Consider the following 17,228-nt stretch of genomic DNA (forward strand, 5'->3'; position numbering starts at 1 on the left):
TCTCATTATCAACAGCAGACTGGTCACCAATCGCAGCATCAACAACAGGGATCGGGTTGGTAAAACTATAGGTTACGGGTGTAGAGACAGACGTTCCGTCTGGGTCGGTGGCGATAACTGATATCGTATACACTCCAGCTGCGCCGCCTTGAGAGGCATCTGCTGGTGGAGTTCCCGTAATCACGCCTGTGGCTGGATTAATCGACATCCAGCTTGGGAGGTTGGTTGCCGTGTAACTTAAAGACTCACCGTCTACATCAGAGAAGACAGTTGAAGCATCAAAAGGTACTTGAGCTGTTCCGTCACTGCCCATCTGTGCGGCCAGCGTTCCTGTCACAATTGGCGTATCATTGGCGCCTTGGATAGTGACTGTTACAGTAGCTGTATCTGTCCCACCTTCGCCATCGGAGACCTGATAGGTTAAAGTTGTTGTCGCCGTCTCACCAACGTCGAGGCCTTCAAAATCACCATTTGGGTCGAAGTTTAGGTCACCATTGGCGTCAATCGTGAACAAACCGCCATTTGCACCCGCGACAGAGTTGCCAACGTTGCCAACTGTTCCATCAACCAAAGACACAAAGAGAGAGTCGCCGTCAGGGTCACTATCGGAACCCGTGATTACATTTGTTGTCAGGGCAGTGTCTTCGCTGGTCGTCAGTGCATCATCAACTGCAGTTGGGGCAGGGTTTGTGACTGACAAATTAAAGGTGTCGGAGACCGTCCCTCCATTGCCATCAATTGCCGTCACGGTAATGGCATACACGCCCGCTGTTCCGCCTTGGCTAGCGGAGTTGTCGATCATGCCGAAGATTTCGCCTGTAGCAGGATTAATGTTCAAACCTGCCGGTAGATTGATCGCGCTATATGTAAGGGAATCACCATCCGCGTCCGTGATGTCAGCGGTGATTGAAACAGTTTGGCCATCGATTGCAGAGGTATCGGGAATTGCGGTCGCAACAACGGGCACGTCATTCACATCGCGGAAATATAGATCTCGCACGAGCGGAATGGCATTACTCCCATCAGCGTCAAGTGCAGGAACCCCCGCCAGGTTAAAGTTGGTGTTAGATGAATCAAGGTTTTCATCGTTTACATCAAAGCCATCATTGACGTTCGACCCCTCAAACACATCAGCAAGTCCATCGCCATCCGTGTCGCCGGCAGCATAAGTTGCGCCGTGGCCCGCTTCGTCTATGTCTGCAATACCGTCGTCGTCTGAGTCAGGATCAAGCACGTCTGCTGTGCCTAATCCGTCAGTGTCAACTGGCAGTAAACCGACGCTACCTGCGCCATTAGACGAGCCCGTTGGAGTCGCGTCATAGACATCATCAAGACCGTCGCCGTCGAAGTCGCCCATAAGGGCACCTGTCCCAGATGGCGCGATATAGCCGGCTGTTGTTTGAGCTTCGACATTATCAGTGATGCCGTCATCATCGCTGTCGATGTCGAGATGGTCCGCAATACCATCTCCATCAGTGTCTCGGATCACGATTGGCATTTGGATCAAGAACTCAATTCCATCACCGAGCGTATTGGAGCTATCATTACTATTTGCTGCATCGAAGGTCAGCGTAAAACTAGAGGCCGCGCCCTGTATTTCCAATGAGCCTGCAGCTGTTTGGTCTGCACCCCAATTAGATTCAGATGCTTGTGTTCCCGTTGTGCCATTTGAGCTGTCGACAGCCGTTGTTGCGGTTGTTCCAAAGTCAGTGGTTCCTGAAAGTTCTGCCCACGTAAGCCCGCCCGTCAAAGTGATAAGCGCGCTGTTATGTTCATTACCTTGGGTGGTTGGCGTTAATTGAACGATGGCCGCACCACCGATCCGGTCCATGTGAATAACCGGGTTTAGAACGACTACGGGGTCGCCCGTAACCGTGTCGTAAAATTCAAATGTCAACTCGCTGCCGAAGCTGAAAACGCCAGACAAGCTGGCATCATTTGCAAGATTGCTAGGGTCCCAAAATTCTTGCCCCGCAGCCTCGCCACCTGGGTTAAGTACATTATTCGAAAAGTTACCTAAGAAGGTCGTGCCCGAAACTGAAGTCGAATTTGTCTCCGCGCGAACGGAAATGCCATTTCCAAAATCATAAGTCGCTGTTTGGCCAGAAAGCACCCAAACGCCCGTTTGTGAATTTGTTTCGATATACCCTTCATTGACATCCAAAATGCCGTCATTGTCGTCATCAATGTCATCTGAGTTTATGACACCGTCTCCATCAGTGTCAGCTGCGAGAGACGCAGTAAAAGCTGCCGTCGAAAGTGAAGACGTGTTTCCTGACCCAGATCCGCCCGAATCATCAGAGACGCTCGAAGGAGGATTAGACGCTGTACCGACAGTTCCATCCCAAACTCGGAATCGGATTTCAGCATCGTTGGAAAAACCAGGATTGGGAACAAAACGCAGAATTGCGTCTGGATCCATTAATAATGCTTCGCCATCTGGAACAGGATTTGAGTCGGAATTTTCAGGATCACCCAGTTGGAAGTTGGTCCATTGGTGTTCGAAGTCAGTTTCGACTTCTGAGGTGTCTGGATTATCCGTGATGTCCGGACGACGATACTGCCACACGCCTTCCGTTTCATCTGCGTAAATAATACCAATACCAAGATCATTCCCCTCGGCATCAACTGTATCAAGTTGCGCCAAAAGCTCGGCCACCGTAATGATTGTCGGCTCGCCTGCAACCACTGTTGCAAACGGTGTTGGGCTGCCGCTGCCGACTGTCGTTACCGTACCATTGGAAGAGGTAGATGTTGTTGGAACTGGCGCATCATTTGACCGCTCTACGGTCATGGTTGTCGTGGCGATGGTCACACCGACAGGGTCAATCACGTTAAATGCAAAGGAACGATTGCCTTCAGAATTGTTCTGGCTTGCGTTTTGATAGGCTAACAACCGCATGAACCCTTGCAGGTCATCAGAATTCATCACGCCGATTTGAGAATTTGCATTTTCAATCGTTAGAACGCCTGTTTCATAGGACACGGCGAAAGTTGTCTCTCCATATACCAATGGATTCGGCGCTGTAATTTCGCCTGTGCTCAAATCGACAGTAAGCTGTAAATCGCCTTCATCAATTCTGAAAACTTCATCGGAACCATCATTATTTGCGGGTAAATTTATCTCAATTTGAATCTGCCCGATATTGTCTTCAGGATCATCAATAACGGCGTCAAAGGTTAGCAGATTGGCAAGTGGTGCGCCTGGTGTATCTTCAACGAATACAGCGTCGTAATCGGTGCCCGGCAGTGCACCATTCAAGTCAATGATCGGTGAGTCGTTCGTGCCCGTAAGCGTAAGTGTGACAGTGGCTGTATCCGAACCACCGTTTCCGTCGGAAATGGAATAGGTGAAAGTCTCTTGAGCAGACTCACCTGTATCAAGGTAGTCAAACGCTCCATTTGGATCATACTCAAATGATCCATTGGCATTGACAGTTAACAGCGCTCCTGAGCTAAGCGTGATTTGGTTTCCGACATTTGCCGCGACACCTTCCACAGCGGAGATCGTCAAACTGTCATTGTCCGCGTCACTATCAGCGCCATTCCCATTATCGGTAAGCAGGCTGATGACACTAAGGACGCCATCTTCACTCGTCGTAAAAGAGTCATTCTGAGCGATTGGCGCCCGGTTGTTCAGGACGCTGTCTCGGAAATCCACATCTGCTGTAAGCGGAACGCCCGCAGACGCGTCTGTGTCAATATCTGGATAGGACGCGGCGCCGGTCGCGATCCCCTCATTAACCACATATCCATCTGAAGAAGTTGTACCATTTTGCGTATCAAAGACGTCAAAAAGACCGTCACCGTCAGCATCATTTAAGGCCGTCGATAAACCTGTGGCCGTGCCGGTCAGACCCGCTTCAACCGTATCATTTGCACCTTCATTATCCGAGTTCGTATCTCGGAAATCTGGGTTATCCGTGTTATCCGTGTTAACCGGTGACAGACCATTGGGCCCGTAATTGTCATCCAATCCATCTGCGTTTGCATCAGCAAAATCTGGAGTGCTTCCGACACCGCTTGGCGCGATATAGCCTGCAGTCGTCTGCGCTTCGATGTTATCTGTTATACCGTCATTATCTGAGTCGATGTCTAGATGGTCTGCAATACCATCTAAGTCAGTGTCGATCGGCATCCTTGCCGAAAAATTCAGAGTCAGGTCATCAAACGCAATGGTATTATCAGGCAACACAGTGCCATTCGCTAAACTGGCGTTATTCTGCTCATTATAAACGTAGAAACGAACTGTATAACTACCCGCTGCGAGGACGGTATCAACATTTTCAAAGGACGTTTCATACCCACCGTTAGGTTGAGGCTGGTAACCATCCTGATAGAGGATCGACGAAGTCGCAAAACCGTCGCTAGAAATTTCTGCGGTAACATTATAATTACCAGCCTGAGATCCGCCCCAACCCGTCGGAACAAGACCATGTTGTATCGAGTTTAAGGTCGCGGCTTCCGATAGCGTGAAGGACACCTCGACGTAGTCATTCTGGTCACGTGCTTCCTGATATGTATCTGCAGACGCGTCTAAAAGGACATGTTCATAATCTGACCCCGTGGTCGTTAGACCGCTGCCGAAAGAAATATTTTGAGCCGTCGAAATAAAGCCCTGAGCTGAAGCATCGATGCCGCCTGCAAAGGACGTTCCCGCAGGCGAGCCACCGTTATGGTTCCAAGTTATACCGCCAGACACCAAAGCGCCCATTTCGGCACTGTCTAAGATGCCATCATTATCATCATCGCGATCCGTTACATCCAGAACACCATCGCCATCCGTGTCATACCCAACGGTAATCGTACCAGAAGACGCGAAGCCCTCTTCGCCCATCTCGTTCGTCACACCGAATGAGATCACTCGAGCCAATTCCATCGTACTGGTTGTGGTGAATCCAACTTCTTGAAGTGCTAGATCGAAGGTGGACTCTGGCAACGCAAAACCACCAGTCGCCACCAATACAATTTCAGTTGATGTTTGGGATTGGACGCTAACATTCACTGGAAGATCAGTCGTATTGACTGTCAAACTATCACCAATTTGGGCGTCCGTCAGGCTGATACGAACCGCCGAAATATCTCCGACGACATTTCGGATCGTTACGTCGCTGTCGACAACCGCGATCGTTGCACCAGACCCGATTGCATACGTGCTGTTGTACCCCGTTCCGAGAGCCCCAGAGGAGTCATCCGCGTCCAAATCAATGGTCGCCTCTCCGCGGAAAGCGATGTGATAAGTAAAGGTCTGGGCTACCCCTGGGTCGTCCAAGTTAAATTGGATGCCAAGTCCGTTATCGGTATTAGGGTTGACGTCAATCGTGTTCTGAATGTCGCCACCATCGTTGATGCCAACTCCTGGCAATCCACCATAGAGGTTAGATCCATCATATGCCGCAGAATAATATTGATCAAATTCTTCTCCGCCTTGCTGCTCAGCGAAAGCAGTAAAAGCGTCGATTGTCCCATCACCATCGGCGTCGCGCGCCACACCAACAACAGAGGGGTTACCGACACTTTGGTCTAATGTGAAACCTGGTCCCGCGTCAGGGTTTAATCCGGCAGGGACATTGATATTTAAATAGGTGTCAATCGTATGATAAAATTTGATCGGAGCTGTATTTGTAGATGGCGGCGTGATTGTAACGCTCTGTGTGAAATATGGATTAGGTGCTGAATATGTGGTGGTTATGACAACTTCGAAATCGGTCGCTGCATCATAAATACCCGATAGACCACCGGCATCATAAAACATGGTTGTAGTGACAATGTATGGATCGGATCCAGTTCCTGACCCCGTCACCGTTTGCCCCGACTCAATAAAAGTTACGTCGGTCGAAGCTATTCCAGGACCGTTCGCGGGACCTGAATATGGCCCCGTCAGCGCACTATCTGTGAAACCGCCAACCACAGTATTATCGACGGCTAGATACACACCGTTAAAGAGGTGAGCGCTATCGTCTGTCGCCAACGGATGATAGAGTTGTGTCTCGCCGCGGAACACAACTTGCAACTGTCCATTTGACGCTACGTAGATCAATAGTCCATCAGACCCGTCAGCGGCCATACCGCCTGACTGATTTAAAACGGTCCGGTCGAGCAGGTAGTTCCAATTATCTAAAGTTAGAACATCGGAGTCTATCTCGCCATCCGAAGCTTCCAAATCCCAGTTTCCGCCAAGGTCTGCGGAACCCGTGTCATTTGTGGAGGCCGCGATATCAGCACCCGTTAGATCGGCCATTAGACTCAAAGCATCAGAGTTCTGTCCGAAGTCGCAGCCGTAAATCAGGATATCTGCGGACTCGGTCAAAGAAGACGCGATGCCAGCAAAATCGTCGGCATGCTCGCCCTGTAATGTTTCGGCCGTAATAATACTGGTACCCAGCGTCAATTGGTCAGACTGACCATGGGATAAAATATGTATTGCCGCGACATCGTTGCGATTAGCTAACGTGGTCGTGATGACCTCTAACCCATCCGCATCGGCAGGAATGAATATGGTTTCATATCCATCGGGTATTTCTGCAGCTAATGATTCCCATCCCTCTACGGACTGGTCAATGAATACAAGTCCAGCGCCATTGACGGGTGGCTCAACCCAATCAATGTCCAGAACTTCTGCAGCGTTATCCCCAATTGTGTTTGTGCTGGATTGATAGTCAGCTTCGGCCTCACTTAGGGCAGATAGCAAAGCATTGACCTGACTAACTTCGCCTCTCGGCGCCAGAGGTGTCGCCTCAGTGTTGAAAAGGATCGCCATATCCTCAGCAACATTTTGCGTATCCATCGCGTCCATTGCAACATCTGCCCCAGTCACAAATCCCGCTGCATCCAATAGTATCCGGGGCTCTAGAGCGCGAAGACCCAGGCGAGAGGTGCTGTTTTTCAACTTATTGGTGATAGGGTTTTTGGTTTTCTCGGACATGGTCAACTCTTCCATTCGATTAAGCGGTGGCGATATTGGCCCGGCATTGACGAGAGCGGGGTAGAACTCTGTTGCTTGCCGGGCCGGTTGTTGCGCGGAAAATTCAGGGACGTTCGCGCAACAAATGTTATTAATTTGCCAATTAGGTTGAGTTGCGAAATGCGCCGATCAGGTCCATCACAAGATGGCATCGGAGCTTTCGGAACAAGCCCATTCAGCCGTTGGGACGCTAGCCTGGAGCGCGGGCACGCTCGGTCCAAAGGACCTTTAAATCGGCTGCGATGGTGTCGATATTTTCAGTTCCATCAATAGCTGTGGTGTAAGGATCATATCCAAGTGCCGTGTAGATATGCGCTGAGGCCTCAGCCATTTCCGCCATCACCGCATCACGACGAGCTTCCGATAAAATCGAATTCATTCGTTCACGAATAAGAGTTTGCTTCGACGCAGAGGACGCTTTCGCCAAGGACTCTATCTGACCGAGGATGTCACCCTGGACCATGGCGCCGTCACTGGCTGTTTTATATTCGCTGGCTAGACTTTCATATCTAGTGCGCGCCACACCGACTTGGGTCATAACAGCCATAGCTGTCGCTAAACCACGCTCTCGCTCAAGTGCAGCCTGCGCTTTCGCTTTTTTCTTTCTCTTCCCAGTTGAGAAAACTTTCAGGAGATTCCAGCTCGCCCTTGCGCCATATCCGGCCCAGTCATTATTGAAGAGGAAGTCGTTTGAGGAAGCATCAATCCCAACGAAACCCTCCAAAGATGGAAGAGCCTCTAGGGTAGCTTTCTTGATTTCCATTTCGCCTATTCTTTGCGCGTAAAGGCTCTCACGGATTTCTGGGCGGTTCTGTAACGCCTGATCGATCATTTCCTCATACGTCATAACCATCCGATTTGGACGCGGCATTTGTTCGGGCAATTGCAATGAATACTGCTGATCAGGTGCAAGCCCCATTAAAGCAGCTAATTCTAATTTTGCCATTTGCATGTCGCGAGTAAGTCGCTGCGCTTGCCCTTGAATATCGTTTAATTCACGCTGGTACGATAGGGCGGGCATCGGCGCAGTTCGACGAAGGGCGAATTGCTGGCGTGATGTTTGAAAAGCGCTGCTAACATCGCCTTCGAGGGCACGCAGACGGCTGGCAAGGCGTTCCGCCGATACAGCTCGATAATACGCACGATGCACGTCTTCCATAATTTGAATGATCGCTTTGCGACGACGTTCTTCTTGAATCAGAGCTTCATCGCCCAACTGCTGTGCGCGGATTTTAGACAGACCGAAATCAAGAATATTCCAACTTGCCGTCAGATCGCCTGTGTAAATATCACGTTCTTGCGACGTCGATGGTTCAAGAGATTGCCTGCCAGACAGGAGGGAAAGTGACGACGCCCCGGCCTCATTTGATCGCCCGTAATATTGCCCATTCGCAACGATTTGCGGCAGCATATCCCAGCGTGACAAATCATAATCGGCTTGAGCTAAATCCGCTTCCATCATGGCCACATGATGATCGAGATTATGTTTCAACGACCTTGCCATCGCTTCGTATAACGAGATTGACCCCGTTACTGGGGTCTGGCGACTTTCTATCTCAACGCGAGAAGAAGTTGCAAAATTTGCGGCTTCAGCATCTGTGACCCTCGATACGGTTGCCGAGCACCCCACTAGCAATACAGCTGCGCCGCAGGCTGTTCCCAAGAGTATTTTTCGCATGAAGTTCTCCAATATGCCACTTTTGGTTGTAGCTAGAGAGAATGTTTGAACTAATTCTTAATATGCTATCACAAATTGTAATTTCATTCGGGGGGCGCCTTGGAATACTAAACGGCTAGGTTCCTCACACGCGTCGAAATACAGATGCGTGCTACCGATACAGACACTGATAAATTCAAAACTTATAATTGTATTTTAAGATCAGGTTAAGTCTTCCTATGCAATCTTTGAGTGTATTTATAAATAGGCTCGCTTATGTCTCGAATTCTACGGCACACTATTCCAACTCTTGCATTTGCACTGGTTTCAACCCCAACCTTTGGTCTCGAGACCGCAGGTAAGGAAGTTGCGATCCCAAAAGACGAAACTGCGCTCTCAGTCTCTACACGCGGCGTGCTTGTCGCTGGGCAGTCAGCCGACATCTCTGCAGGAATGACGGGGCGCTTAACATTTACCCCCTTTAAGACAGGTCAGTATTTCAAGCGCGGCGCCACTTTGGCAAAGTTTGATTGCGAGCGTCAGGAAGCGGAACTACAATCACGACAGGCCGCGCATGCAACACAATCTTTAAGATATGAAAATCAGGCAGAGCTACTCAAAATGGGGGCTGCGGGAGAGTTAGATGTCTCTATCGCGAAGTCTGAACGCGATCAAATCGCGGCAGAGGTCTCCTCTCTGAAGATTGCCTTGAAAGATTGCGTGGTCTCAGCGCCCTTTCCTGGATTCATAACCGCACGCCACGTAGATGCCTATGAAAGCGTCCAAGCGGGCCAACCGCTTTACTCTCTCAATCGCGCCGGGACGACCGAAATCTCGATCATTGCCCCTTCGGCCTGGGCCAGTTGGGTCAAAAGCGGCACGAAATTGACGTTTAAAGTCGACGAAACAAGCGAGTCTGTGGCGGCAAAAGTCCAACGCCTATCCGCTATCGTCGATCCCGTTAGTCAGACAATCGAGATTACGGCACAATTGACAGGAAAACACTCTGGCCGACCCGGCATGAGCGGAATTGCGGTTTTTGAGGCGCCATAACTGATGGCCGAACCTGTCAAATTAAGGTCTGTTGCACCACCGGAAGCTCGACGTTCGCGTCCCAGCGTCTTAGAAACACTGATCCGCTTGGAAGGCGAAGCCATTGCCGCAACCGATGCGCTGTCCCTGCAACATCAGGCCGTCAACAAGCCCAGAGACATCCTCGACTGCGGACACATCTTTTGGGTCTCTAGAAAAGGCTCAGCCGTTAAAATCTTGGCTGTTACTGGCCAAGAACAAATGGAACGCCACACGCCTTTCGGGCAATGGCTCAAATCCGATTTAAAGACTCGAATTCAGAAAGGCGAATTGAACACGGCCAGTCAATGGCAATTCAAATCTGGGAAGAGTGGCGATGTCATTACCTACCCCTTTATTCACGCATTCTTCGCGCCCTTTTCCCCAAACCCAAAATCTGGCGGGCTCTTATTCGCCTTTGCTGCGCCACCGCCTGAATCGCATGTGCCAATTATGGCGAGATTGGGTGAAATCTACGGTCTTGTACACGCAGCGCGACGCGGCGCCAAACGCGCGCGCATGGCGCCGCGCAAACGCAACTTGTTTTTGGGAACGGTTGGAGCTCTCGCACTCATTGGTTTAATTCCAATTCCAATGACGACACTCGCCCCTGCGGAAGTCGTAGCGGATTCTCCATTCATACTGTCAGCTGAGTTTGATGGCGTGATAAAAGATATTCTTGTGGCGCCGAACGCCCAAGTAAAGGCAGGTGACGCTTTGGTTCAATTGGACGACGTCACTCTACGAAATGAGCTGATCCTAGCGGAAAAAGAGCTCCAATTGTCAGAAGTAAGGCGCAAAATGGCAGGGTTGCGCGCCTTTGTTGACGCTGAAGCGAAACGGGAATTGGCTGTGGCCAATGCCGAAGCCGATTTAGCCAAAGCGCGGCGCGATTATGCGCAAGAGCGGCTAGATAAAACAATTCTACGAGCGCCTCGCGATGGCTTGGCACTATTTTCAGATGTCTCCGAGCTGACTGGGCAGCCCGTGAGCAATGGTGAGGCAATTCTTCGAATTGCTGAACCCACACGTGTACTCTTGCGCCTCCATGCCCCCCTCGCTCATGGCGAGGCGTTGCGCGAGGGTGCGCGTGTGCGGATGTTCCTCGATACCGATCCTGTAACCCCTTTAGAAGCAGAGCTGGTCAGAGCGAGCTACCGAGCTGTCACCCTTCCAGAAGGCGGCATGGCCTTTGATGCGCATGCTATGCTGACTGATGGTGACGTGCCTCGGATTGGCGCGCGCGGCGTCGCGAAAATCTATGGAGAAAAAGCGCCACTTGGCTATTTCCTTATTCGCCGCCCATTAACGTTGTTCCGTCAAATGACAGGCCTCTGACCCATGCAGGCTGCGGCAGAGGAGCAAGCACCGCCGCTTCCGCCATTGCGGCAGGAGTTGCGCCTAGAGCGCGATGAATTGCGAGATCGTTGGCTATTGCATGATCCCGTCCGGGGACGGTTTCATGCCATCGGGCATGTTGCGTTCACGGCTTTAGCCCACTGGGATACCATCCAGCCCGATGAATTCATCACACAACTAAATGCAGAAAACCCAGATCTAGATTTCGACGCAGAGGAATTAAAAGAACTCACGGAGTTTCTTTTTGCAGAAAAGCTCCTGGACCAAAAGGGAGGCCAAGACGCTGAACGGCTGGCAACACATGAGGCGGCGCTTCGCAAACCGTGGCATGAACAGCTGATACACAAATATCTTTTTTTCAGGATACCTCTCTGGAATCCACAGGCTTTTCTGGATCGGACTGGCCCATCTGTCTCAAGATTTTTAAGACCGTCGGTTTTTAAAGTTATTTTTTTTGTGGGCCTTATCGGCCTCTATTTCGCCTTGCGACAATGGGATAACTTCACCTCAACCTTTCTCTATTTTTTCACGCCACAAGGGTTTCTTTTTTACGGCCTGAGTTTGATCGTATTAAAAATCTTGCATGAACTCGGACATGCCTACGCGGCTCGTCATTTCGGCGCGCGAGTTCCAGTTATTGGCATCGCATTTTTGGTCATGTTTCCAATCCTCTACACCGACACCACCGACGCTTGGCGGGTACAGGAGCGACGTTCCCGGACATTGATCAACGGCGCTGGTATCACAGTAGAGCTCTGCATCGCCGCGATCTCTGTATTTTTATGGGCCTTTCTCCCCGATGGAATTTTTCGCTCTATCGCGTTTTTTGCCGCCACGACGAGTTGGGCGATGAGCTTGTTTGTCAATTTGAACCCATGGATGCGTTTCGATGGCTATTATTTGATAAGCGACCTTCTAGGCGTTGAGAATTTGCAAAAGCGGGGCTTCGAAGTTGGCCGCTGGGTGATGCGAAACACACTATTTGGCTTAGACGAAGGTCTTTCGGAATCTTATCCGCGGAAAGCACTTTTCGGGATGACGATCTACGCTTGGTCGACATGGGTTTATCGGTTTTTCCTGTTCTTAGGGATCGCCATCCTCGTTCATCATATTTTCCCAAAGGCAATCGGGATTGTGCTGTTTACCGTTGAGATTGCCATGTTCATCGCCGTTCCTATCTGGCGCGAAATCAAACATTGGTGGAGCCAACGTATGTCTATCTTGTCCCATAATCGCGGCCGTGCAACCTTGGCCGTGTCGACCCTCGCACTTTTGGCCTTCGTTGTGCCTTGGCCCTCAACGGTCAGTGCCCCCGCCCTTATCCGACCTGCGGACGACACCCGACTCTACCCGCCTGCAGCAGCTCGCATTCAGTCAATCTCTATTCGCAATGGAGACACCGTAAGCGAAGGCACAATTGTAATGCAGCTTTCGTCCCCGGCATTATTGCACGCCAAGGCGCTCGCCGAGCTAGAGTTAAAAGTTGCAGAAGCACGTTGGGCCCAACGCGCGGCGTCGCTACAGGACCGTCAATCGGGCGAGCTTCTTCGGGATGAATTGGAGCAAAAACGCGAAGCTCTGGAGTCAGTCAATCGGGAACTGGACCGCTTGACTCTGCGTGCACCCCACAAAGGTGTGATTTCCGACATGCCCGACAGCTTGACGTCAGGCACACAAGTCCAGGTCGCTTCGGCGCTTATGAGGATATCAGACCACGAAAAAATTGAACTCATTGCACTTCCTTCGGAAAAGCACGCCGATCGTTTGGCCAGCGGCAATGATTTCGTATTCATCAGCGATCAAGCAGGCCGGCCCAAACGTGGCGGACAACTTGCCCATCTAGCGCCAACAGCCGACATCTACGTGACCGAGCCCGTGCTAACAGTCATGGGTGGGGGGCCAATCGCCGTGAAAGAAGATGACCAAGGTCACGCGATTGCCGATATTCCTGTGTTTAAAGTCTCAGGTCCGCTGCCCAATGAACAGCTCTTACGAGAGGAGCGCGGCGTCGTACGTATTGATGCCAAGCCGCGCAGCGCAGCTCGTGCCGTCTATAATTCAACTATGGGCATATTACTGCGGGAGACGGACTTCTAAGACTTAGGGACCCAAAAATCTTGGTTGGCTGAACTTCGATCATAGAACCGACACCTAACATCATCCATTCAGCTCACTCGGACGTATTTTGAAGGTAACCCACTCAAAGTAGGCCTAAGTGAAACCATCGATAACGACATATTTGCCCCTCCGGTCTGGAGAGCGGCCTGTTGAGAACGCGCCTTTAGTTCAAACAGAGTCTGGCAACCAATGTATTCCCCAGCATTATCTGGAGTTCCATCATACCTTAGGAACCATCGAGGAAATCGTTTCTCAAATTGCCTACTCGGCGCGCTACCCTGTATTCGTCAGCGAAGATGAAGGTGGGATATTCGTGCAGATTGGGGTTATCGGACCCGATAATTACAAGGCCATACCGAGCGAAAAAATCGTATTCGGGCGGCGCTGGCGTGTAGAACCACATCTTCCGACATCCGAAATCATTCAAACGGTTTTCCTGGCTCTAAAAAAAGCGCGCGAACATGAAATTCGTGAACAATTTGTGCTCTTGTCAGATGAACGCGTAACGACACCCTTTAATTGCCATCATGACTTACCGCTTATGGTTCATTTGTCAGATGAGCTGTCGAGACACCACCGCGAGGATTTTTCACTGATAGAGTTGCAGGACTTGCTAACTTGCATGCGGTTCCAAGACGTCGAATATGAACTTCTTGAGTCTTTGCAATTGGCTAGCGGAGCATTTGCCGTGACCTTGCGGGCGCAGACACGTTGCTCAGATTTTATCGATGTTTATGGCGCGAAAATAAGTTTTATAACCCCAACGCTCGACAGTGCGGCGCTATTGCACAATATCGCTGCAGAGTTGATCCGTCTGAGCGACCGACATGTCGACGAAACCTTTACATTCGATGGCTTCGCGAGGTTTAGTCACGCCATCGACCCCTTCGCCATTGCAGAAATGTCGGCGAAATATCGTGCACATCCGTCCAAATTCATGGATCCAAACGCGGTCGCGCCACAATTAAAGAATGCGCTAAAGTCGATGAATTATGAAGTTGACCAGAAACGCATTCCCGCTTTGTCAGACAGCCTTTACGGGGCGCGTATCAGAGAGAATTTGGCCACTTTTGGCCTAGCTATAAGCTAAAATAGTTTGTCTGGACTTGATATCGTGCATCAAGCCCAGACCTAGTCTTTCATCACTTCTCTTCGGGAACGGGAAAACCGCGTTTTCTCATGAGCGGGGCAATCGAAACATCGCGACCACGAAATGCGCGGAACCCGTCAGCAGGGTCAACCGTATCGCCAACGCTCATGATATTCTCATAAAGAGATTTGGCGGTCGCCTCGTCATAAAAACTGCCCGCTTCCTCAAAAGCTTCAGCCGCGTCCGCAGTCAAAGTATCGGACCACAAATAGCTGTAATAGCCCGCGCTATATCCACCGGAGAAAATATGCCCAAAATGCGGGGTACGGTGACGCATAACGATCTGTGGCGGCATACCCAGTTGTGCCAGCGTTTCGCGCTCAAAGGCATCTGGGTCGATTGGGTCGCCGCCAGCCATATGAAGTTTCATGTCGATCAGCGCACTACCCAAATATTCTACGGTGCTAAACCCTTGATTAAACGTCGCGGCCTTCCGCATCTTTGCCAAAAGCTCAGCAGGAATGGGCTTACCCGTCTCATAGTGAACCGCATATGTGTTCAAGACCTCAGGCGTTTCTAACCAGTGCTCATTTAGTTGCGACGGAAATTCAACATAATCTCGCGCGACGGATGTCCCAGACTGACTTGGATAGGTTACATTGGAGTTGAGTCCATGTAACGCGTGACCAAATTCATGGAACATAGTGTTAGCGTCATCCCAGCTGATCAACACAGGTTCCCCTGGTGCAGGTTTGACGAAGTTTGAATTGTTGGACACGATAACTTTTATATCCTGTCCGTCCATACGATGCTGGGTCCGATAGGCATTCATCCAAGCGCCAGAGCGCTTGCCTTTGCGCGCATAAGGATCAAAATACCAAAGTCCAACAAGGTCATCGCCATTGGTGACTTTCCAGACGCGGACGTCTTCATGAAAGACTGGCACATCTGTGACCTGCTCAAAGTCAAAATTATAGAGACGCTTGGCCGCATAAAACATGCCCTCGCGTAGTTTCTCCATCTGCAAATAAGGTTTCACCAAATTGAAATCGAGATCATATTTCTCTTTGCGAACTTTTTCCGCGTAGAAGCGGTAATCCCAAGGCGCAATTTCGATCTCTGCGCCCTCTCTATCGGCGACGGCTTGCATATCCGCCACTTCTTCCGTCGCTCTTGCTACGGCGGCCGGCCAGACAGCTTCCATCAAATCAATGGCGTTTTGCGGTGTTTTTGCCATGCGCGTCTCCAGCGCCCAATGAGCGTGGGATTCATATCCAAGAAGCTGTGCGCGCTGAAAGCGCAGCTGCAAGATTTCCGTGATGATCGCATTGTTATCGAACTCGCCACCATTATCGCCACGACCATAATATTTATTCCATACGGTTTCACGCAGCCCGCGATTGGTAGAATAGGTTAGGAACGGATCCATAGAGGATCGAGTGTTGGTTACCGCCCATTTGCCCTCTTCGCCCAATCCCTTGGCTGCATTTGCCATAGAAGAGATCAACCAATCTGGTAGTCCATCGAGGTCAGATTCATTCAATATCGTAGGGTAATTTTCTTCGTCATTTTGGACATTTTGACCAAACTTAGTGCTGAGTTCTGCCAGTCGCGAATTTATCGTCGAGAGCGTTTCTTTGTCATCTTCAGACAAGTTTGCACCCTGACGAACAAAGCTGCGGTATTGGTCCTCAACCAATCTTTGTTGGACAGGGTTCAGACCTTCCTCGTCCATATTTTCATAAACGGCTTTGACCTTGTTAAACAACTTTTTGTTCTGCGTGATTCCATCATAGAAAGCCGAGAATTTCGGAGACATTTCTGATTGAATGGCCTGCATTTCAGGCGTGGACAAATTACTGGCGTGAACGCCATAGAGCCGCGACGCACGATCTAACGCTGCACCACTGCGTTCCATGGCCAAGATGACATTCTCGAAGGTTGGCATCGCTTTATTGTCAGCAATCTGATCAATGTCTGCCTGTGCGGTAGCCATGGCCTGTTCCAAGGCTGAGCTAAAGACGTCTGGATCGACTTTATCCCAAGGTGGGACGCCGCCATAGGGACCCGTCCAATCTGCATTGATCACGTCGATGGCGGCTTGATTGTCTGGCAATGGAATACTTTCAATCTCAGTCGTCATTGGGACTTCGACCTTCGAAGTCTTGGGTGAACAAGCACTCAACAAAGCTGCGCTCAAAAGAACGGCACTCAGGGAAGCGGTCGACAAAAGCTTAGATTTAACCACGTAAAGTCTCCATATTTTTTAACAATATGGGCTTTTAAATCCTCATGACAATGCGCAACGGGGCCATAGTTGCGGCGCGGCCCTCCCATACTCTGGATATAAATTTGACGGCAGAGACCTAATCAATCCATTTTAGTTTCTCCAAAGGATATCCAAGATACCATTTGGCGCGCTCTAAAATGATGCGTGTCTTCACAATCTTTATTCCCAGATCCTCGCGACCACTTATGTCGTCAATCAACGCGTTCAGGGCCTGAGTATTTGAGCAACAGGTGAAACAGATATAATCCACATCTCCCGTGATCCGCAGACAATCCATGAACTCGGGGATTACCTCAATTGCCGCTTCAAAGCTTTTCCGAAAGGCCGTGCTGTTATTCTCCAAGGTAAACTCAACATAGGCCAAAACGTTCTCGACCATCCTGTCCAAGTCTAAGTCGGTGTGAAAGCTCACGAAGTAACCAGCTTCTTTTAGCGCCTTCATGCGTTGAAAACAGGCGCTGGGTGACAGGCCAACCCGTTCCGCAAGTTCTTGGTTTGAGATATCTGAGTTTAGATGAGTGATGGAAAGAATCATTTTATTGATCGCATCCAGCTTCAGGTTTCTTTTCTTTGACGGCATCTTTTCCTCACTTCGTTCAAACCATAAAGCGAATTTTGATTTGTCCGCAATGACGAAATTGTTCTTTGCTGGCGCTATCGCATTCGACCGATAATTCTG

At 50.2% G+C, this 17,228-nt stretch carries 8 protein-coding genes; 4 read left to right on the top strand and 4 right to left on the bottom strand.

Features of this window, described 5'->3' with window-relative positions; all coding sequences use genetic code 11:
- Positions 1–6,925, bottom strand: a 6,925-nt coding sequence (locus tag IE073_RS11970; protein WP_189586356.1) for a DUF4347 domain-containing protein, incomplete at its 3' end; no start/stop codon positions are given.
- A 229-nt stretch (positions 6,926–7,154) separates the two neighbouring features.
- Complete coding sequence (locus IE073_RS11975; protein WP_189586358.1) at positions 7,155–8,642, bottom strand: TolC family protein; 1,488 nt, start codon at positions 8,640–8,642, stop codon at positions 7,155–7,157.
- A gap of 255 nt (positions 8,643–8,897) precedes the next feature.
- Between IE073_RS11975 and IE073_RS11980 the strand changes: the two genes are divergently transcribed.
- The 4 genes from IE073_RS11980 to IE073_RS11995 all read left to right on the top strand — a co-directional run bounded on the left by IE073_RS11980 (position 8,898) and on the right by IE073_RS11995 (position 14,259).
- Entirely contained in the window at positions 8,898–9,674 is a 777-nt protein-coding gene (locus IE073_RS11980; protein WP_189586363.1) for an efflux RND transporter periplasmic adaptor subunit, read from the top strand.
- A gap of 3 nt (positions 9,675–9,677) precedes the next feature.
- On the top strand, positions 9,678–11,030 hold the full coding sequence (locus tag IE073_RS11985; protein ID WP_189586366.1) for an efflux RND transporter periplasmic adaptor subunit: 1,353 nt from the start codon (positions 9,678–9,680) through the stop codon (positions 11,028–11,030).
- A gap of 3 nt (positions 11,031–11,033) precedes the next feature.
- The gene (locus tag IE073_RS11990; RefSeq protein WP_189586369.1) at positions 11,034–13,148 is read left to right on the top strand and encodes a site-2 protease family protein; all 2,115 of its coding nucleotides are present in this window, start codon (positions 11,034–11,036) and stop codon (positions 13,146–13,148) included.
- Positions 13,149–13,266: 118 nt separating this feature from the next.
- Complete coding sequence (locus IE073_RS11995; RefSeq protein WP_189586373.1) at positions 13,267–14,259, top strand: hypothetical protein; 993 nt, start codon at positions 13,267–13,269, stop codon at positions 14,257–14,259.
- Between the two features lie 52 nt (positions 14,260–14,311).
- On the opposite strand, the gene IE073_RS12000 is transcribed toward IE073_RS11995, so the two are convergent.
- A complete protein-coding gene (locus tag IE073_RS12000; RefSeq protein WP_189586376.1) occupies positions 14,312–16,402 on the bottom strand; it encodes a M3 family metallopeptidase in 2,091 nt (696 codons plus the stop codon).
- Positions 16,403–16,625: 223 nt separating this feature from the next.
- Positions 16,626–17,129 carry an Lrp/AsnC family transcriptional regulator gene (locus IE073_RS12005; protein WP_189586378.1) on the bottom strand — a complete coding sequence of 168 codons (504 nt, stop codon included), beginning with the start codon at positions 17,127–17,129 and terminating at the stop codon, positions 16,626–16,628.
- Positions 17,130–17,228: the final 99 nt, after the last annotated feature.

The organism is Litorimonas cladophorae, assembly GCF_014652455.1.
Lineage (GTDB): Bacteria > Pseudomonadota > Alphaproteobacteria > Caulobacterales > Maricaulaceae > Litorimonas > Litorimonas cladophorae.